Source organism: Arthrobacter sp. SO5, from assembly GCF_020532805.1.
Classification (GTDB): domain Bacteria; phylum Actinomycetota; class Actinomycetes; order Actinomycetales; family Micrococcaceae; genus Arthrobacter.
The window spans coordinates 15145-35003 of sequence record NZ_MQTQ01000065.1 but is presented as its reverse complement, the minus strand read 5'-3'; the positions used below and the strand labels follow the sequence as shown (position 1 = coordinate 35003).

Genomic DNA, 19859 nt, shown 5'->3' with positions numbered 1-19859 from the left:
CTGACACCCGGGGACGTCCTGCCCGATGCCCTGCTGGAACGGATCCGGGGCCGCGCCGCAGGCTACGACCGTGACAACGCCTTCTTCCACGAGGACCTCGCGGAACTGACGGCGGCCGGCTACCTGAAGATCTTCGTTCCGGCCTCCGACGGCGGCCTGGGGCTTGGGCTGGCGTCCGCGGCGCAGCTGCAGAGGCGGCTGGCGACGGCGGCCCCGGCCACCGCGCTGGCGATCAACATGCACCTCGTGTGGACCGGCGTCGCGCATGTCCTGGCCGCCCGGGGCGACTCCTCGCTCGACTTCGTCCTGAAGGAAGCCGCGCAGGGGGAAATCTTCGCATTCGGCAACTCCGAGGCGGGCAACGATTCGGTGCTTTTCGACTCCCGCACCGCTGCCGTCCCGCAGGCCGGCGGCGGTTACGCCTTCACTGGCCGGAAGATTTTCACGAGCCTGTCACCGGCGTGGACCCGGCTGGGGATTTTCGGCAAGGACGGCTCGGCCCGGGACGGGGAGGGCGAACTGGTTCATGGCTTCATCACCCGGGACACCCCCGGCTACGCGATCCTTGCGGACTGGGACACCCTGGGCATGCGGGCCAGCCAGTCCAACACGACGGTGCTGGACGGCGCCGTCGTGCCGGCGGGCCGCATCTTCCGCAAACTGCCGGTCGGACCCAACCCGGATCCGCTGATCTTCGCTATCTTCGCCTGCTTCGAGACCCTGCTCGCGGCCGTGTACACGGGCATCGGCGAACGGGCGCTCGGACTCGGGGTCGAGGCCGTCAAGCGACGGACCTCGTTCAAGAACGGGGGCCGCAGCTACGCCCAGGATCCGGACATCCGCTGGAAGGTGGCGGAAGCGGCGATGGCCATGGACGCGCTGTACCCCCAGTTGTCGGCAGTGGCAGGGGACGTTGACGCACTGGCCGAGCACGGCAGCCAGTGGTTCCCCAGGCTCGTGGGCCTCAAGGTCCGGGCGACGGAGACTGCCCGCACGGTGGTGGACCTGGCGATCCGGGTGTCCGGAGGATCCAGCTACTTCCGCGGGTCCGAGTTGGAGCGGCTGTACCGGGACGTGCTGGCAGGAATGTTCCATCCCTCGGACGACGAGTCGGCGCACAACACCGTCGCGAATGCCTGGCTCGGGCCGCTGGAGTAAACCACACCGGCTAAACGGTCCGCTGGACCTGGATGACTTTGCGGCGGAGCCAGAAGCGGCGGCCGCCGCCTAAGTACAGCACGCTGCGTTCCAGTTCCCACTTGCCGTATTCGGAATGTTCCACCAGCCGACGCCGGGCCTCGGGCAGGGAATCTTCAGCGCTGACCGTCAGTACGAGGTACTCGTACTGCCTCAGGTAGTCCCGCTCCCGCCGGACTGAGCTGCTCAGAAAATGTTCCTTCATTGCTCTCCGTTTTCGTCTTTTTCCCGCTAACGTGAAGTCATGAGCATCGATCCGCGTGTCGCGCTTCAGTCCCTCACCGCCGCCCTCGAAGAGCACCTCTCCACCGTTGTCGCACGCCGCGGGGACGGGGACCCGGCAGTTGAGGCAGCCTTCTTCGCCGTTGCCGATGCCTTTGAAGTCTACGACGACTCACTCTATGAAGCGTATGGGGAAGTGACACCGCTCGAAGTGATCGAGGACGACAGCGAAGACGACGAGGACGAGGACGTCGACGACGAGGAAGACCTCGAGATCCTCCAGGACTAATCGCGCCGTGGCCGGTGGTAGCCTGACAGACCTGCGCCGAAAGAGCGGCGAAAACATGCATCAGAGGACTATCACGTGGTTTCGTTCGGACTTTTTCCAATGCGCGGTGATCGCTGCCCGTGGTGACGCCAGTAGGCACCGCGGCCACCCGTGTCCGGGCCGTCGTAGGCCTTCTCTGGCGCGAGGCCGCAAAGTTCGGTCTCGTAGGGGGCCTGGGATGGCTCATCGATAACGGCATCTACACCTACCTGTGGCACGGTCCGATGTCAGAGAGCACCATCAAAGCGCGCGTGGTGTCCACAGTCGTAGCCACTCGGCATCGTCCTGGCCTGCCAGATCATCTCCCGCTACGTCCTCGGCTTCACCTCGTTCACCGCGGACTTCATCGCCGGAGGCCTCGTAGGCCTCGTCCTGAGCACTTCGTTCCGCTTCCTGGCCTATAGGTTCTTTGTCTTCAATGAGGAACTGGACCAGGAGCCCGACTTCGAACACGACATCGAAGCCCTTCATTCATCCCGCACGATGCGTCGTTCCCATTGGACCCCAGCGCGAGCAGAATCCTCCGGCCACGCGGCCAGCAGGGAGCTAACCCTGCTCAGGCGGGGGCGGAAACGTCCTCCAGCGCCTGGGCAATCTCCGGCGGCAGCGGCGCCAGCGTCGAATCCAGGACTTCCTTGAGCTGGACGGCCGTCCGTACGCCCACGATCGCAGTGGCCACGCCGTGCTGGGACAGCAGCCAGCTCAGCGAGACGTCCAGGGCAGAGCGCCCGAGCCCCTTCGCTGCCATCGCAACAGCCTCGACAGTGCTGGACGCCTTGCCCTCCAGGAAGGGTTCCACGTAGCTGGCCAGCCGCGACTGGGCCGCCCGTGAATCCGCCGGGATGTGCCCGCGGTACTTGCCGGTCAGCACTCCGCGGCCCAGGGGCCCCCAGGCCATCAGGCCCAGTCCCGCGTCTTCGACGGCGGGAATCAGTTCGGCCTCGGCCGAGCGGTTCACCAGGGAGTACTCGGACTGGCTGGCGACGAGCGGGAAACCTGCGGTCGCGGCGGCCTTGGCGGTCTGCCAGCCGTTGAAGTTGGAGACACCCGCGTAGCGGGCCCGTCCGGAGCGGACGGCGTATTCCAGCGCGGAAAGTGTTTCCTCCAGCGGCACGTTGGCGTCCCAGGCATGGGCCAACCAGAGGTCCACGTAGTCGGTACCGAGCCGGGCCAGGCTCGCGTCAAGGCCGGTGAGCATTCCGTTGCGGGAGGTGTCCACGCTCCGGCGGCCGTCCGACGTCGTCAGCCCGGCTTTCGTGGAAATCACCACTTCGGAGCGGGCGACGACGTCGCCGAGCATCCCGCCGAGCACGGCCTCGGCCTGGCCGTCCGCGTAGGACGCCGCGGTATCGATCAGGGTCCCGCCGCCGTCCACGAACGTGCGCAGCAGCACGGAGGCATCCTGCTCATCGATTTCCCGGGCCCAGGACATCGTGCCAAGGGAAAGGGCGGACACACGCAACCCACTGTTGCCGACATATCGCTGCTGCATGTCAGCAAGCTTACGGGGGTTCGGCAGGCTTCATGACGTAGGGTCTATGAACGTGAACTGGTTAGAAGCGGCCCTGCTGGGCCTTGTGCAGGGACTGACAGAATTCCTCCCGATATCCTCAAGCGCGCATCTGCGGATCGTCGGCGCGCTGCTGCCGGCGGCGGCCGACCCCGGGGCCGCCTTCACGGCCATCACGCAGCTCGGCACCGAATCCGCGGTCATCCTCTACTTCTGGCGCGACATCGTGCGGATCGTCAGGGCGTGGGCGGGTTCGCTCACGGGCAGGGTCCCGCGGCAGAACCCGGACGCGAGGATGGGCTGGCTCGTGATCCTGGGCAGCCTGCCGATCATCGTGCTCGGGCTGCTCTTCCAGGACCAGATCGAGTCCGTGCTGCGCAGCCTGTGGATCGTGGCCACCACCCTCATCGTCTTCGGTGTGGTCCTGGCGGTCGCTGACGCCGTCGGGCGCCAGGACCGCGAACTCAGCCAGCTCACCTACAAACACGGCCTCTACTACGGTCTGGCCCAGGCCATGGCCCTCATTCCCGGGGTGTCCCGCTCCGGCGGCACCATCACCGCCGGACTGCTGATGGGCTACACCCGTGAAGCCGCCGCCCGCTACTCCTTCCTGCTGGCGATCCCCGCGGTCTTCGGCAGCGGGCTGTACCAGCTGTACAAGGTGCTCTCCAAGGAAGGCATCACGGGCCCCTACGGCCTGCCGGAAACCGCCCTCGCCACCGCCATCGCCTTCGTGGTGGGCTACATCATCATCGGCTGGTTCCTGAAGTACGTCTCCACCCGCGGCTACAGCCTGTTCGTCTGGTACCGGATCATCCTTGGCCTGGCCCTCTACCTTCTGCTCGGTTTCAATGTCATCAGCGCCTAGCACTAGGCTTGGGTTGTGAAATCCTGGACCTCCCGCCCCGTTCCCCAGCTCCCCGGCAGCATGCCTGCCCTCCGGCTCTTCGACACCGTCAAGGGCGAGGTCGTGGCGCTCGAGGCAACGGGCCAGCAGTCCATGTACGTCTGCGGAATCACCCCCTATGACGCCACGCACATGGGTCACGCGGCCAGCTACGTCGCCTTTGACCTGCTCAACCGCGCCTGGCGCGACGGCAAGCAGCAGGTCGCCTACGTGCAGAACGTGACCGACGTCGACGATCCCCTGCTGGAGCGGGCGACCGCGACCGGCGTGGACTGGCGCGAGCTCGCCGCGAGCCAGATCACGCTCTTCCAGACGGACATGGAAGCGCTCAACGTGCTGGCCCCGGACCGGTACGTCGGCGCCGTCGAAGCCATCCCGAGGATTGTGCCGGCCATTGAGCAGCTTGTTCACCGGGGCCTGGCCTACCGCGTGGACGGCGCCGCCGGGGAGCCCGACGGCGATGTGTACTACGACGTCGAAGCCGCCGGCAAGCACTCGGCCGAGGCGGCCGGCGCGTGGACCCTGGGCTCCGTCTCCGGACTGTCCGACGCCGAGATGCTGGAGCTATTCGCAGAACGCGGCGGGGACCCGGGCCGTGCAGGCAAACGCCAGGCGCTGGATCCGCTGCTCTGGCGGGTTGCCCGCGAGGGGGAGCCGAGCTGGCCCGGCGGCGAGCTGGGGGAGGGACGCCCCGGCTGGCACATCGAATGTACCGTCATCGCCCACACGTACCTGCCCGCGCCGTTTACCGTGCAGGGCGGCGGCTCGGACCTGATCTTCCCCCATCACGAGATGGGCGCCGGCCACGCGTATTCGCTGGCCGGTGTGCCGCTGGCCCGCCATTTCGCCCACGCGGGCATGGTGGGGCTGGACGGCGAGAAGATGAGCAAGTCCAAGGGAAACCTTGTCCTGGTTTCAAGGCTGCGGGCCGCCGGCGAGGATCCGGCTGCTATCCGGCTGGCCATCCTGGCCCACCACTACCGCACCGACTGGTCCTGGACCGACGCGGGGTTCGCCGCGGCCAAGGACCGGCTGCGTGCCTGGCGTGAGGCCCTGGCCGTAGCCCCGGAAGGCTCGGCCGCTCCGCTCGTGGCCTTGATGCGCGCGGAGCTCTCGAGCGACCTCAACGCCCCGGGCGCGCTGGCCGCCGTCGACGCCTGGGCCACCGCCGCGCTGGCGCGCCACGACGCCCACGCCGCGGCGGCGGACGACGCCCACGCCGCGGCGGCGGACGCGGCCCTCGTGAGCGACGCCGTCGACGCGATCCTGGGCGTCCGGCTCTAGGGTTTCTCCTTGCCGCGGCGTTTGAGGTAGCGCTCGAACTCGCGGGCGATCGACTCGCCGCTGGCCTCGGGGAGGTCCGCGGTGTCCTTCGCTTCCTCCAACTGGCGCACGTACGCCGCAATTTCCGGGTCCTCGGTGGCGAGCTCGTCGACGCCGCGCTCCCAGGCGTCCGATTCCTCAACGAGGTCCTGGCTGTCCAGCGGAAGCTGCAGCAGCTCCTCGATCCGGTGCAGCAGCGCCAACTGGGCCTTCGGGGAGGGGGCCTGTGCCACATAGTGCGGAACGGCGGCCCAGAGCGAGACCGTGGGCAGCCCGGCCAGCAGGGCGACTTCCGCGAGGACACCCACAATTCCGACCGGCCCCTCGTACTGCGAGGCCTCCAGGTCCATCCGCTCGCGCAGGGCGGAATCGTCCGTGGAGGCACTCACCGGGATAGGCCTGCTGTGCGGCACATCCGCCAGCAGGGCACCGACCAGGATCACGTAGTCCACGTGCAGCGCGGCCGCGTGGACCAGCAGTTCGGCGGTGTAGGCGCGCCACTTGTAGGACGGCTCCGTGCCCTGGACAAAGATGACGTCCACCTTTGAGTCCGGCACGCTGGCCTTGAAGATGCGGGTGGACGGCCACTTGATTTTCCGTTCACCGGAGGAAGTGCGCCGGATCGTGGGCCGGGTGAACTGGAAGTCGTAGTACTCGTCGGCGTCGATCGCAGCGACCTTCTTGCCGCCCCAGAGCTTGTTCAGGTAGCGCAGGGCATCGCTCGCTGCCTCCCCGGCGTCGTTCCAGCCCTCGAAGGCGGCGAGCATCACGGTGATGCGCTGGCCCTCGGGCACGGGCTGCAGCAGCCGTTCCGGCTCGGGCACGGCGCCCGTTTCCGTGGGGTCTACCTCGAAGCTGTTCATCTCTTCACCCTACGTCCAACAACCGGCCCCCCGCAGGCAATGAAGCGCCGGAAACGTTCGATGCGTGACCGATATTCGCCGTAGGCGTAGTATCCGGCGTCCCCTCAGGGCCGCACCGTAGACTGGAGGGCATGCGATCCTCTGTATCCCAGCCACTTCTCAAAGCCGCGCTATGGGACATGGATGGAACCATCGTCGACACCGAGCCGTACTGGATCGAAGCCGAGCATGCCCTGGTTTCCGCCCACGGCGGGCAGTGGACCCATGGGAAGGCCATGCAGCTCGTGGGGCAGTCGCTGGTGTACTCCGCCGGCGTGCTGCAGGAGGCCGGCGTGAACCTGGGGCGCCGGGAAATCATCGACATCCTGACAAACCACGTCATCAGCCTGGTCCGCATTTCGGTGCCGTGGCGGCCAGGTGCCCGCGAGCTGCTGGACGAACTCCACATCGCCGGCATCCGCTGCGCCCTCGTGACCATGTCCGAGGCCCCGCTGGCGCGGGAAATCGTTGCCAGCCTGCCCGAGCCCTATTTCGATTTCCTGGTCACCGGCGACACCGTCACCCACGGCAAGCCGCACCCCGAGGCCTATCTCAAGGCCGTGGAACTGCTCCAGCAGCAGGATCCTGAGCTGGGCATCCACCACTGCGTGGCGCTGGAGGACTCCATCCCGGGGGTGGCCTCCGCGGTGGCCTCCGGAGTCGTGACCGTGGCCATCCCGCACATCATGGAGCTGCCGCACGATCCGCGCCACGCCACCTGGCACACCCTCGAGGGACGCACCGTGGCCGACCTCGAAGAGCTCGTAGCACTGCGGCACGAGTTCCCGGATGCCACGTTCGGCCTGGATACCAGCCTGGATACCAGCCTGGCAGGCGCTGTAGGGGGCGTGGCCCATGACTGACACCGACACGCAGGGCCGCCGCGGGGAAGGCCCGCAGGAACAGGCACGCAAAGAGGGAATCCCGCTGGGGCGCATCGCCGGCGTCCGGGTGGTCCTGGCCTACTCGTGGTTCATCATCGCGGCGTTCACCGTCATCGTGTACGGGCCCGTGCTGGCGTCAAACAACCCTGAACTGGGCCTGACAGCCTATGTCGTGGCCTTCGCCTACGCGGTCCTGCTGCTGATCTCGGTGCTGGTGCACGAGCTCGCGCACGCCCTGACCGCCAAGATCTACCGCTGGCCCACGCAGAAGATCGTGCTTAACCTGTGGGGCGGCCACACCCAGTTCGAGAGTTTCACCGCGTCCCCTGGCCGTTCCGTGCTCGTGGCCCTCGCCGGTCCGGCCGCGAACTTCGTCCTGGCCGGCGGCGGCTGGCTCCTGCTGACCGGCGGCGGGCTGACTGGCGTCGCGGGCATCCTTACGAACATCTTCGTGTGGGCCAACCTGCTGATCGGCATCTTCAACGTGCTGCCCGGGCTGCCGCTCGACGGCGGCCGGCTGGTGGAATCCGCCGTCTGGAAGGCCACCGGCAGCCAGGAGAAGGGCACCATCGCCGCCGGCTGGAGCGGGCGGATCATCGTCGTCGCCCTGGTGGGCTGGTTCGTGGCCCTGCCGCTGCTCAGCGGCAGACGCCCCGAATTCTCACTCATGCTCATCACCCTCCTGGTCTGCAGTTTCCTCTGGATGGGGGCGACGGCGTCGATCCGGCAGGCGCGGCTGCGCGGCCGCCTGTACCTCGTGGACGCCGCCGGCCTCGCAGAACCTGCAGTCGGCCTGCCGGAATCCGCCACGGTGGCCGACGTGCTGCGCCTGCCGCGGGACGGCAGCACGGGCGCCATCCCCGCCGTCGTGCTCTACCGCCCGGACGGGCGCCCCGCCGCGCTGGTGGATGCCGGCGCCGTCGCTGCGGTCCCGGATTCCGCGGCGGGCACCACCCCTGTCACGGCCGTCGCCTACCCCCTCGGCGAGGGCGCCTACGTGCCCGAAGGGTCCAGAGGCCAGGAGTTGCTCCAGTACCTCGCCCAGCTGGAAGGACAGGACTATGCCGTCGTGGACCGCGACGGAACTGTCACGGGGCTGCTGCGCCAGTCCACCGTCCTGAACGCCATCACCGGCAAAAATCCCGCCGGCCGGAATCCCGCCGGCAGGCGGATGAACGGCCAAAGCCGGTAGAGTTACCTGCCGGTCGTGTAGTACCGGCCCGGGGCGCAACGCCCCGGGCACAAGCAGCCGGACCGCCGGCAGATCCGCGGCCCCACAGCTTACAGGAGCGAGGAATATTCTCATGAGCAGCGACACCGCCGCCAACCCCAGCCCGGCCGACGTCACGCCCGGCAGCAGCACGGCTGCCGTCCCGGAAACCGTCCCCGGCACCGCCGTCCCGGTCGGCGCTGCACGCCGCCGCGGCGCCTTCCGCGAAGGTGAGCGCGTTCAGCTCACCGACGAACGCGGCCGGATGAACACCATCAGCCTGGAGGCGGGCGGGGCCTTCCACACCCACCGCGGCTTCCTGAACCACGACGAGATCATCGGCAGGCCCGACGGCTCGGTCGTGGTCAACAACGTCGGCCAGCAGTACCAGACCCTGCGCCCGCTGCTCTCCGACTTCGTGCTTTCCATGCCCCGCGGCGCGGCCGTGGTCTACCCCAAGGATGCGGGCCAGATCGTCACGATGGCGGACATCTTCCCCGGCGCGCGCGTCGTGGAAGCTGGCGTCGGTTCCGGTGCCCTGTCCATCTCGCTGCTGCGCGCGGTGGGGGACAACGGCTACCTGCACTCCTTCGAACGCCGGGAAGAGTTCGCGGACATCGCACGCGGCAACGTCGAGACCATTTTCGGCGGCCCGCACCCGGCCTGGCAGATCTCCCTCGGGGACTTCCAGGAGGAAGTGGTCCGCACCGAGGAGCCCGGCTCCGTGGACCGCGTGGTCCTGGACATGCTCGCACCCTGGGAATGCCTCGACGCCGTCGCCACCGTCCTCGCACCGGGCGGTGTGTGGATCAATTATGTCGCGACTGTGACGCAGCTGTCCCGGACGGCCGAAGCCATCCGCGCCGACGGCCGCTTCACTGAACCCGATGCCTGGGAATCCATGGTCCGCGGCTGGCACCTTGAGGGACTGGCCGTGCGCCCGGACCACCGCATGGTGGCTCACACGGGCTTCCTGCTGGTCACCCGCCGGCTGGCCGACGGCGTCACGGGCATCTCCGTCAAGCGGCGTCCGTCCAAGACCGGCTTCAACGAAGAGGACGTCAACGCCTGGACCCCCGGCGCCGTGGGGGAGCGTGCGGTCTCGGACAAGAAGCTGCGCCGGGCCGCGCGGGACGCCATCGCGGGGACCAACGTCAAGGACGAACCCGAGGTTACGAACTAGTCCGTATTTCGGAAGTCTCCAGCGGGACCCGGCTTCTTGGGGCTACTGTCTTAAGAGAAGCGCAGGAAGGGGCTGATGCACGATGGAGACTCCGAACACTGACCCGGGCCGTACCCCGGCGAATGAGGCAGCAGCAGAGGCGGCACTGGCCGCCGGAGAGTCCGCGGCCACCGATGGTGACCGCTACGCAGCCAACGAACTGACCGTGGTCGAGCGGCAGGTCAATATCCTCCGGGACAAACTCCGGCATATTGACCGCCAGCTCGCCGCGGCGACCCAGAATAACTCCAAGCTGGTGAGCATGCTGGAAACCGCCAAGGCGGAAATCCTCCGACTGAAGAACGCCCTCGACCAGGAGGGCCAGCCGCCGTACAGCTTCGGCACCGTGCTGCAGCTGAACCCGAAGCGCCTGCCCTCGGCGGGAAACAGCGGCCAGGCCGCCACTGAGGAGTCCGTGGACATCTTCAACGCCGGCCGCAAGATGCGCGTGGGGATCAGCCCGTTGGTGAACATGAACCAGCTGGCGGTCGGCCAGGAGGTGCTGCTGAACGAGGCCCTGCTGGTCGTCGCCGGCCTCGGCTACGAACGGGCCGGTGACCTGGTGACCCTCAAGGAGCTGCTGGGACCGGACCGGGCCCTGGTGGTGGGCCGCGCGGACGAGGAACGCGTCATCCGGCTCTCCGGGGCCCTGCTGGGGGAAAAGCTGCGCGTCGGCGACGCGCTCTCGATCGATTCCCGCACCGGCTACGCGCTGGAGAAGGTCCCGCGCTCCGAGGTGGAGAACCTGGTCCTCGAGGAAGTCCCGGACATCACCTACCAGGACATCGGCGGCCTCGGCCCGCAGATCGAACAGATCCGCGACGCCGTGGAACTGCCGTTCCTGCACCCGGACCTGTACCGCGAGCATGGGCTCAAGGCCCCCAAGGGCATACTGCTCTACGGTCCGCCAGGCTGCGGCAAGACGCTGATCGCCAAGGCAGTGGCGAATTCCCTGGCGGCCCGGGCCGCCGAGCGCACCGGCAAGACGGACATGAAGAGCTACTTCCTGAACATCAAGGGCCCGGAACTGCTGGATAAGTACGTCGGTGAAACCGAACGCCACATCCGGCTGATCTTCGCCCGCGCCCGGGAGAAGGCCTCCGAGGGCAGCCCGGTGGTGGTGTTCTTTGACGAGATGGACTCGCTGTTCCGCACCCGCGGCACCGGCATCTCCTCCGACGTCGAAACCACCATCGTCCCGCAGCTCCTCAGCGAAATCGACGGCGTGGAACGCCTGGACAACGTGATCGTGATCGGCGCCTCCAACCGCGAGGACATGATCGACCCGGCGATCCTGCGGCCCGGCCGGCTGGACGTGAAGGTCAAGATCCAGCGCCCCGACGCCGAGGCCGCAGCGGATATCTTCCAGAAGTACATCACCGCCGATCTGCCGTTCCACGAATCGGACCTGGCCGAGCACGACGGCGATGTGCAGGCCACCGTGGACGCGATGGTCCAGCGCACCGTCGAGGCCATGTACTCCACGGACAAATCCAACGAATACCTCGAGGTGACCTACGCCAACGGGGACACCGAGATGCTCTACTTCAAGGACTTCAATTCCGGCGCCGTCGTGCAGAACGTGGTGGACCGCGCCAAGAAGTACGCCATCAAGGACCTCCTCACCGTCGGCCAGAAGGGCATCCGGATCGACCACCTGCTCCGCGCCGTCATCGACGAGTTTCGCGAGCATGAGGACATGCCCAACACCACCAACCCGGACGACTGGGCACGTATCTCGGGCAAGAAGGGCGAGCGCATCACCTACATCCGCACCATCGTCCAGGGCAAAGCCGGCCAGGAACCCGGCAAGTCCATCGAGACGATGCCCAGCACAGGCCAGTACCTGTGACAGGGCCGGCTGCGGGGCCCGCGTCCAGCCGGGCTCCGGAGGTCTCCGGCGGCCTGCCCGCAGGTGGCGCCATGCGCGTGATGGGTTCGGAAACCGAATACGGCATCCACGCGCCCACCGCACCGGGCGCCAACGCCACCATGATGTCTGCCCGCGTCATCCAGGCCTACGCGCAGCTCACCCGGCAGCGCGCCGCCGGTGGGGCGGAAACCCGCTGGGACTACACCGACGAGGAGCCCCTGCATGACGCCCGGGGCTGGACCCTGGAGCGTGGCACGGCCGACCCCGAGCAGCTGACGGACCAGCCGCCAGTCCTCGACGCGGAGGCGGTGGCCCTGGCCTACGGCCGGGAAGAGCTGGAGCACGACGGCGAGGACGAGTCCGGCACGCTGCTCATGAACATGGTGCTGGGCAACGGCGCACGGCTCTACGTCGACCACGCCCACCCGGAGTACTCCAGCCCGGAAATCACGAATCCGCGCGACGCGGTCGCCTGGGACGCCGCCGGCGACCTGGTGGCCCTCGCCGCCGTCCGGAGGCTCGCCGCGGACCCGGACCTGCCGCCCATCAACCTCTACAAGAACAACACCGACAACAAGTCCGTCTCCTACGGCTCCCATGAGAACTACCTCATGCCCCGCTCCGTCCCGTTCGGCGACATCGTCCGCGGGCTGACGCCGTTCTTCGTCACCCGCCAGATCATCTGCGGCTCCGGACGCGTCGGCCTGGCCCAGGACGCGTCCCGCCCCGGCTACCAGATCAGCCAGCGCGCAGATTTCTTCGAGACGGAAGTGGGCCTCGAAACCACCATCCGCCGTCCCATCATCAACACCCGCGACGAGCCGCACGCCACCGCCGACAAGTACCGCCGGCTCCACGTCATTATCGGCGACGCGAACCTGAGCCAGGCGTCCAACTACCTCAAGTTCGGCACCACGGCCATGGTGCTGAGCCTGATCGAGGCGGGGCTCGCGCCCAGGCTGGAAGTCCACGAACCGGTCGCGGCACTGCAGGCCGTCAGCCATGACACCTCCCTGACCGCCACCCTGCGGCTGTTGGACGGACGCCGGATCAAGGCCCTGGACCTGCAGTGGATCTACTTCGAGGCCGCGGCCAAGCACGCCCAGGACACCGGTGTGGCCGACGCCGTGGACGGCGACGGCCACACCCACGCCGTGCTGGAACGCTGGTCCGCGACGTTGACCCAGCTGGGCAGCGACCGGGCCGCGGCCGCCTCCTCGGTGGAGTGGCTGGCCAAGCTCTCGCTCCTGGACGGCTACCGCGAGCGCGACGGGCTGGAGTGGGGCCATGCCCGCCTGGGCCTGGTGGACCTGCAGTGGGCGGATATCCGGCCCGAGAAGGGCCTCTACTACCGGTTGCTGGCCCGCGACCGCATGCAACGGATCGTCGACGACGCCGCGATCCAGCGGGCCGTGACCGAACCGCCGTCGGACACCCGGGCCTATTTCCGCGGCCGCTGCGTCAGCCGCTTCGGGACCGACGTGGTAGGCGCCAGCTGGGACTCCGTGATCTTCGATGTGCCTGGCCGCGGCAAGCTTCAGCGGGTCCCCACCCGTGAGCCGCTGCGCGGCACGGAGGCGCTGACGGGGGCCTTGTTTGCCCGGCACCGGGAGGCCGGAACGTTCCTGTCCGAACTCCTGGGACTCAGTCCCGGTTCCTAGGGACAAAGCATCCCGCCGGCGCCCCCGGCGTGGCAATATGGCTTACAGGATGTCCCTCACACGAGGGGGGACGGACAGAAGGAGAGAACCATGGCAGGCCAGGAGCAGCAGCAACCGCAGTCGCGCGGCACCGAGGTTGAAGAGGACGTTCCCGCCGCCCCGCCGGCACCTGCCGAGGGTCAGGCATCGGCCGCCACCCAGGGCGTCGACGACCTGCTCGATGAGATCGACGGCGTCCTCGAATCCAACGCCGAGGAGTTCGTCCGCGCGTTTGTCCAAAAGGGCGGCCAGTAGGGCCGCGGCCGCGCCGCCGGAGGTAGTCCACGCGTGGGACCGCCCGTGGCTGAGATCCGGAAGCCGTTGATCCACTACGTTGAGGGAGTGCACCAGTGCAGGAAACCACAGCCAACCAGGTAGCGGCGAACGCGACGTCCTCATTCACCGAGCACCTCCAGCGCGAACGGCCCGGCTTAATGCCTCTCGGGTTAATGCCTCTCGGGTTAATGCCGCTCGGGTTCATGCCTCCCGGCCACATGCCGTACGGGCAGGTCCCGGCAGCCGCCCAGACCGCAGCCGGAGCACTCCAGGTGCCGCACGGGACCACGATCGTGGCCCTGACCTACGCCGGCGGGGTCCTGATGGCGGGGGACCGCCGCGCCACCATGGGCAATGTGATCGCCAGCCGGCACATCGAAAAGGTCTTCCCGGCGGACCAGTACTCCGTGCTCGGCATCGCCGGGACGGCCGGCATCGCCCTCGACATCACCCGCCTGTTCCAGGTTGAGCTTGAGCACTACGAAAAAATCGAGGGAACCCTGCTGAGCCTGGACGGCAAGGCCAACCGGCTTGGCGCCATGATCCGCGGCAACCTCCCGATGGCCATGCAGGGACTCGCGGTGGTGCCGCTGTTTGCCGGCTTCGACCGGCCAGCCGGGCTCGGCCGGCTCTTCTCCTACGACGTCACCGGCGGCCGCTACGAGGAGCAGGAACACCACACGGTGGGCTCCGGCTCCATGTTTGCCCGGGGCGCCCTGAAGAAGCTCTGGCGGCCCAACCTGTCCGAGCAGGACGCCGTCGCGGTCGCCGTCGAGGCACTGTACGACGCCGCCGACGACGACTCCGCCACGGGCGGCCCCGACCCCGTCCGGCAGCTCTGGCCGGTGGTGTACATCGTCAACCGGTCCGGTGCCGTGCGCGTCCCGGAACGCGAACTCGCGGCCGTGGCCGGCACCATCATCGAATCCAGGGCCGTTGCCCAGCGGGAGGCCTGAAATGACCCAGCAGTTCTACGTATCGCCCGAACAGCTAATGAAGGACCGTGCGGATTTCGCACGGAAAGGCATCGCGCGGGGACGGTCGGTGGTGGTCATCAGCTGCCGGGACGGGATAGCCCTCGTGGCGGAAAACCCCTCGCCGTCACTGCACAAGATCGGCGAGATCTACGACAAGATCGCCTTCGCCGCCGTCGGCAAGTACAACGAGTTCGAAAGCCTGCGCCAGGCGGGCGTGCGCTACGCGGACGTGCGCGGCTACTCGTACGACCGCGAGGACGTCACGGCCCGGGGACTGGCCAGCGTCTACGCCCAAAGCCTGGGCGCCGTGTTCACTGCGGAACAGAAACCGTTCGAAGTGGAGCTGGCCGTGGCCGAGGTCGGGCCGGCGCCGGACGCGGACCACCTGTACCGGCTGACCTTCGACGGGTCCATCGCCGACGAGAACGGCTTCATCGTGATGGGCGGCCAGGCGGACAAGGTGTCCGGGGCTGTCGCGGCCGGCTGGCATAGCGAACTCGACTTCGCCGGCGCCATCAAGCTCGCCCTGGCCGGCCTCGTCGCGGACAAGGAAACCACCACCCTGCCGGCGTCGGCCGTGGAGGTGGCGGTGCTGGACCGCGGCTCGGAGAGCGCCCGCGGGATACGCCGTGCCTTCCGGCGGCTTGAGGACTCCGACATCGTGGCACTGCTGGCTGAGGAGAACTGAGATGGACAAGCGCATTTTCGGCATCGAAACCGAGTTCGGGATTTCCTATTCGAGCCCGGAGTCCCGGCCTCTGGCCCCGGAGGAGGTGGCCCGCTACCTCTTCCGCAAGGTGGTCAGCTGGGGCCGGTCCTCCAACGTCTTCCTGACCAACGGCTCCCGCCTGTACCTCGACGTCGGGTCACACCCCGAGTACGCCACGGCCGAATGTGACGACCTCATCCAGCTGATTTCACACGACAAAGCCGGGGAGCTGATCCTGGATGACCTTGTAGACGAGGCACAGGAGCGGCTTGCGGCCGAGGGATTCAACGGCACGGTGTATCTGTTCAAGAACAACACCGATTCCGCCGGAAACTCCTACGGCAGCCACGAGAACTACCTGATCCCGCGCCGGGGGGAGTTCTCCCGGCTGGCAGAAATCCTGATCCCGTTCCTCGTGACGCGCCAGCTCATCGCCGGGGCCGGCAAGATCCTGAAGACTCCCCACGGCGCCACGTTCGCCTTCTCCCAGCGCGCAGACCACATCTGGGAGGGCGTCTCCTCCGCGACGACCCGGTCCCGGCCCATCATCAACACCCGGGACGAGCCGCACGCCGACGCCGAGTTCTACCGACGGCTGCACGTGATCGTAGGCGACTCCAACATGTCCGAGACCACGGCACTGCTGAAGGTCGGCACGGTGGACCTGATCCTGCGGATGATCGAAGCCGGCGTCATCATGCGCGACATGCGGATGGAGAACCCCATCCGGAGCATCCGGGAAATCTCCCACGACCTGACCGGCCGCGCCCTGGTCCGGCTTGCCAACGGCCGGCAGCTCACAGCCCTGGAGATCCAGCGCGAGTACCTCAACAAGGTCACCGCGTTCGTGGCCGAGAACGGTGCCCACAACGCGCACGTGCCGCTGATCCTTGACCTGTGGGAACGCACCCTGGACGCGATCGAAAGCGGCGACACCAGCACCATCGACACCGAAGTGGACTGGGCCATCAAGAAGAAGCTGATGGACAACTACCGCGAACGGCACGGGCTGGGCCTGGACGCGCCCCGGATCGCACAGCTTGACCTGACGTACCACGATATTTCCCGCACCCGCGGGTTGTACTACCTGCTCCAGAACCGCGGAGCCGTGCGCCGGCTGGTGGATGACACCGCGGTCAAGGATGCGGTGGACGCCCCGCCGCAGACCACCCGCGCCAAACTCCGGGGGGACTTCGTCCGGCGGGCGCAGGAACTGGGCCGCGACTACACCGTGGACTGGGTCCACCTGAAGCTCAACGACCGCGCCCACCAGACGCTGCTGTGCAAGGATCCGTTCCGCAGCGTGGACGAGCGGGTGGATGCCTTGCTGGACTCTATGGGCTGATACCCAGCTTTCCGCGTTATTCTGGTAGCGGCCGCCATGCGGCCACTGCTTCCTTTGCCGCGGGACACCGTGCGGCATTGCGTCCATCCTGCCTCGACGAAAGTTTCCAAGTGCGCCGACTACTAGCAATTCTTCTTCCCGGGCTGCTGCTGCTGACCGCCTGCGGAGGCGGCGAACCCGCCGCCCCGGAGCCCACCAGCCAGTCCGCCGGAGAGACCGCCAAGCTGGACTCCCTGAAACTGACGGAGAACGGCGACAAGAAGGCACCCGGTGTTGAGTTCACCAAGCCGCTCGAGGTCAAGGAACCCACCATCAAGGTGGTCACCGAAGGCGGCGGGGACCGGGTCAAGGCCAACCAGATCGCGTCGATCTCCGTCGTGGCCTTCAACGGTGCGGACGGCACCCAGATCCAGGACACCTTCCCGAACGATGCGGAACAGCTTGAGCTGAACGACGAGCTCAAGACGTCCAGTGCCGTCATCTACAACGCCTTCGTGGGCGCCAAGATCGGCTCCCACATTGCCCTGGCCGTCCCGGGCAAGGCCGCGGCCGAAGGCGCCGAAGCGCAGCCGGCCCAGCTGCTCGTGGTGAAGGTGCTCTCCGCCAAGGATGCCCCGCCGGTCCTGGACAAGCCCGAGGGCGACGCCGTCACCCCGCCGGCAGGCCTGCCCACCGTGAAGGAAAACGATAAGGGGATCCCCGAGATCTCCGTCGAAGGCGTACCCGCCCCGACCGCGCTGATCTCCCAGGACCTCATCAAGGGCAACGGTCCCGAGGTCAAGGCAACCGACACCCTCACCGTGAACTACGTAGGCGTGGCACTTGCCGGCGGCAAGGTCTTCGACTCCAGCTTCGACCGCGGCGAGAAGGCCACCTTCCCGCTCACCGGCGTCATCAAGGGCTGGACCCAGGGACTGACCGGCAAGACGGTCGGGTCCCGCGTCCTCCTGGTCATCCCCAAGGACCTTGCCTACGGTGATGCAGGCCAGGGCGACGCCAAGGGCGACCTCGCCTTCGTCGTCGACATCCTCGGCGCCAAGTAACCCCCCACCACGCAAGAACCTGACTTCCAACACCCACGCACTAAGGAGCAACCATGTCATTTGGACAGCGAGACCTTGACCGCCAGAAGCCGGAAATTGACTTCCCCCAGGGCGAGGTTCCCACCGAACTGGTCATCACCGACCTGATTGAGGGCGACGGCGCCGAGGCCACGGCCGGCGACACCGTCTCCACCCACTACGTCGGCGTGGCCTGGTCCACCGGCGAAGAGTTCGACGCCTCCTGGGGCCGCGGAGCCCCGCTGGACTTCAGGGTCGGCGTCGGCCAGGTCATCCAGGGCTGGGACCAGGGCCTCCTGGGCATGAAGGTCGGCGGCCGCCGCCGGCTGGAGATCCCCTCCGAGCTCGCCTACGGATCCCGCGGCGCCGGCGGAGCGATCGGCCCGAACGAGGCCCTGATCTTCGTCGTCGACCTCGTCGCCGTCCGCTAAGAGGCGGTGCACCGGCCGCTTGACACGGAGCGCGGTAACAATCGGAGAGCACTTTCCGGCTGTTACCGCGCTTTTGTCGTTTTCCTGCAGGACTTTAGTACCCTTGCGGGGTGTCCGCCTCACGTACAGAACGCCTCCTGAATCTGCTCATCGCCCTGCTCAACACCAAGTACGGCCTGCGCCGCGCCGAGCTGCGCGACAAGGTCTACCATGACACCACCAGCACCGAGGTCGCCTTCGGGCGGATGTTCGAACGCGACAAGGGCGAGCTGCGCCACTTCGGCTTCGACGTCGAAACGGTGACGGACACGGGCTGGGGCTCGGATGACCCCGCCACCACCCGCTACCGGATCGGCAAGGAATCCAACCGGCTGCCCGAGGTCAGCCTAACCCCCGAGGAATGCACCGTCCTGATCCTGGCCGCCCAGCTCTGGGAGCACGCGGCCCTGGGCTCCGCCGCCGTCAACGCGATGCGCAAACTGCAGGCGGCCGGCGGCCTCGTCGATGCCGAGCTCCCGGCCGGCGTCCAGCCCCGCATCCGCCCGGCCGGCCAAGCCTTTGAGGACCTCGTCGGCGCCATGCACGCCCAGCACCCGGTCAGCTTCAGCTACCTCGCCGGCAGCACCGGCAAGGAGGAGGAGCGGCTGGTGGAACCCTGGGGCCTCGGCAGCCGCTTCGGGCAGTGGTACCTCGTGGGCCACGACCGGACCCGCGGCGAGCAGCGCTTCTTCCGGCTCTCCCGCATCACCTCGGCCGTGACCGTGCTCCAGAAGCAAAGCTTCAGCCCGCCCGCGGCATTCAACGTCCGCGCCGAGCTGGCGGGCCTGGCGGAGCTGCCCGTCCAGGCCGCCGTCGTCGACGTCGCGCACGGCCGCCTGCTGGGACTGCGGAAACGCGCCCTTGCCGGCACCTACCCGGAACCCGGGGCCGCCGCGCCCCGCGCGGGCCGGGAGCGGCTCAGCGTCCCGTACCGGGACGCAGAGACTCTGGGCGAGGAACTCGCCTCCTACGGCCCACACGTCGCCGTCGTGTCCCCGCCTGAGCTGGCAACGGCCGTCCGGCGCCGGCTTGCCGCCGCAGCAAAGTTTGCCGCCACGCCCGCCCCGCCGGTGGCCTTCCCGGCCGGCGGCGCCGGCAACGCCAAGCTCCGGCGCAAACGTACCTCGGAGGATCAGCTCAAGCGGATGCTCCAGCTGGTCCCGTTCCTGGTCCACCACCAGGGCCTCCACATCCGTGACGTTGCCGCGAAGTTCGGCATCACCCGCACGGAGCTCGAGGAAGATCTGCGGATCCTGATCTGCTCGGGGCTGCCCGAAGGCTACCCGGATGACCTCCTGGACATCCAGTGGGACGACGATCACGTTTACATCATCCAGGACCTTGAGCTGAACCGGCCCGTCCGTTTCGCCGTGGATGAGGCGTGCGCCCTGCTGACCGGGCTGGAGACCCTCAACGGGCTGCCGGAACTGGCCGAGGGCAATGCGCTGGAGTCGGTGACGCTCAAACTCATGGCCGCGGCCGGGGAACAGGGGCTCCAGGCCGCGCAGCTGTCCGGCCCCGCGGTGGCCCCGAGCAACACCGTGACCCTGGAAACGGCCCGCGCCGCGATTTCAGCGGGAGCCCAGCTGCGGCTCAGGTACTTCTCCCCGCAGCGGGACACCGTCTCCGAACGCAACGTCGACCCGCTCCGGCTCTACTCGCTGGACAACACCTGGTACCTCGAGGCGTACTGCCACTCAGCGCAGGGGCTGCGCAACTTCCGCCTGGACCGGATCGAGGAGC

At 67.9% G+C, this 19859-nt stretch carries 20 protein-coding genes; 16 read left to right on the top strand and 4 right to left on the bottom strand.

The genetic code is table 11. The annotated features are described in order from the left end of the window. Complete coding sequence (locus BJG92_RS12010; protein ID WP_232084333.1) at positions 1-1158, top strand: acyl-CoA dehydrogenase family protein; 1158 nt, start codon at positions 1-3, stop codon at positions 1156-1158. 10 nt (positions 1159-1168) lie between these two features. Here BJG92_RS12010 and BJG92_RS12005 read toward each other — a convergent pair whose 3' ends face one another. Continuing rightward, complete coding sequence (locus BJG92_RS12005; RefSeq protein ID WP_232084237.1) at positions 1169-1402, bottom strand: DUF5703 family protein; 234 nt, start codon at positions 1400-1402, stop codon at positions 1169-1171. Between the two features lie 39 nt (positions 1403-1441). Between BJG92_RS12005 and BJG92_RS12000 the strand changes: the two genes are divergently transcribed. Next, complete coding sequence (locus BJG92_RS12000; RefSeq protein WP_232084236.1) at positions 1442-1708, top strand: hypothetical protein; 267 nt, start codon at positions 1442-1444, stop codon at positions 1706-1708. 279 nt (positions 1709-1987) lie between these two features. Here the strand turns inward: BJG92_RS12000 and BJG92_RS11995 are convergent, their stop codons facing one another. Further along, a complete protein-coding gene (locus BJG92_RS11995) occupies positions 1988-2218 on the bottom strand; it encodes a hypothetical protein (protein ID WP_232084235.1) in 231 nt (76 codons plus the stop codon). Between the two features lie 85 nt (positions 2219-2303). Beyond that, entirely contained in the window at positions 2304-3239 is a 936-nt protein-coding gene (locus BJG92_RS11990; RefSeq protein ID WP_232084234.1) for an aldo/keto reductase, read from the bottom strand. A 52-nt stretch (positions 3240-3291) separates the two neighbouring features. Here BJG92_RS11990 and BJG92_RS11985 point away from each other — a divergent pair, with 52 nt between their 5' ends. Both BJG92_RS11985 and mshC read left to right on the top strand, forming a co-directional pair. Next, positions 3292-4125, top strand: coding sequence for an undecaprenyl-diphosphate phosphatase (locus BJG92_RS11985; protein WP_232084233.1), 834 nt, complete (start codon positions 3292-3294; stop codon positions 4123-4125). Between the two features lie 15 nt (positions 4126-4140). Beyond that, entirely contained in the window at positions 4141-5448 is a 1308-nt protein-coding gene (gene mshC / locus BJG92_RS11980) for a cysteine--1-D-myo-inosityl 2-amino-2-deoxy-alpha-D-glucopyranoside ligase (protein ID WP_232084232.1), read from the top strand. Here mshC and BJG92_RS11975 read toward each other — a convergent pair. Beyond that, positions 5445-6350 carry a PAC2 family protein gene (locus BJG92_RS11975; RefSeq protein WP_232084231.1) on the bottom strand — a complete coding sequence of 302 codons (906 nt, stop codon included), beginning with the start codon at positions 6348-6350 and terminating at the stop codon, positions 5445-5447. The two genes, mshC and BJG92_RS11975, sit on opposite strands and share 4 nt — an antisense overlap. Positions 6351-6481: 131 nt before the next feature. On the opposite strand from BJG92_RS11975, the gene BJG92_RS11970 reads away from it, so the two are divergent. From BJG92_RS11970 to BJG92_RS11915, 12 genes are all read left to right on the top strand, one after another. Continuing rightward, the gene (locus BJG92_RS11970; protein WP_232084230.1) at positions 6482-7252 is read left to right on the top strand and encodes an HAD family phosphatase; all 771 of its coding nucleotides are present in this window, start codon (positions 6482-6484) and stop codon (positions 7250-7252) included. Further along, positions 7245-8465 (top strand): site-2 protease family protein, encoded by a 1221-nt coding sequence (locus BJG92_RS11965; protein WP_232084229.1) that lies wholly within the window; start codon positions 7245-7247, stop codon positions 8463-8465. Before BJG92_RS11970 ends, BJG92_RS11965 begins: the two co-directional genes overlap by 8 nt. Positions 8466-8577: 112 nt before the next feature. Next, complete coding sequence (locus BJG92_RS11960) at positions 8578-9666, top strand: tRNA (adenine-N1)-methyltransferase (RefSeq protein ID WP_232084228.1); 1089 nt, start codon at positions 8578-8580, stop codon at positions 9664-9666. Between the two features lie 82 nt (positions 9667-9748). Beyond that, positions 9749-11557: a proteasome ATPase gene (gene arc / locus BJG92_RS11955; RefSeq protein ID WP_232084227.1), complete on the top strand. Its 1809-nt coding sequence runs from the start codon at positions 9749-9751 to the stop codon at positions 11555-11557. A gap of 71 nt (positions 11558-11628) precedes the next feature. Further along, positions 11629-13239 (top strand): depupylase/deamidase Dop, encoded by a 1611-nt coding sequence (gene dop / locus BJG92_RS11950; RefSeq protein ID WP_232084332.1) that lies wholly within the window; start codon positions 11629-11631, stop codon positions 13237-13239. 90 nt (positions 13240-13329) lie between these two features. Then, positions 13330-13533: a ubiquitin-like protein Pup gene (locus BJG92_RS11945; RefSeq protein WP_232084226.1), complete on the top strand. Its 204-nt coding sequence runs from the start codon at positions 13330-13332 to the stop codon at positions 13531-13533. A gap of 95 nt (positions 13534-13628) precedes the next feature. After that, on the top strand, positions 13629-14510 hold the full coding sequence (gene prcB / locus BJG92_RS11940) for a proteasome subunit beta (RefSeq protein ID WP_232084225.1): 882 nt from the start codon (positions 13629-13631) through the stop codon (positions 14508-14510). 1 nt (position 14511) lies between these two features. Then, complete coding sequence (prcA, locus tag BJG92_RS11935) at positions 14512-15219, top strand: proteasome subunit alpha (RefSeq protein ID WP_232084224.1); 708 nt, start codon at positions 14512-14514, stop codon at positions 15217-15219. Between the two features lies 1 nt (position 15220). Further along, complete coding sequence (gene pafA, locus BJG92_RS11930; RefSeq protein ID WP_232084223.1) at positions 15221-16585, top strand: Pup--protein ligase; 1365 nt, start codon at positions 15221-15223, stop codon at positions 16583-16585. A 110-nt stretch (positions 16586-16695) separates the two neighbouring features. Then, on the top strand, positions 16696-17628 hold the full coding sequence (locus BJG92_RS11925) for an FKBP-type peptidyl-prolyl cis-trans isomerase (RefSeq protein WP_232084222.1): 933 nt from the start codon (positions 16696-16698) through the stop codon (positions 17626-17628). A gap of 53 nt (positions 17629-17681) precedes the next feature. After that, positions 17682-18077 (top strand): FKBP-type peptidyl-prolyl cis-trans isomerase, encoded by a 396-nt coding sequence (locus BJG92_RS11920; protein WP_232084221.1) that lies wholly within the window; start codon positions 17682-17684, stop codon positions 18075-18077. A 110-nt stretch (positions 18078-18187) separates the two neighbouring features. Beyond that, the coding region (locus BJG92_RS11915; protein ID WP_232084220.1) for a WYL domain-containing protein at positions 18188-19859 on the top strand (1672 nt) is incomplete at its 3' end.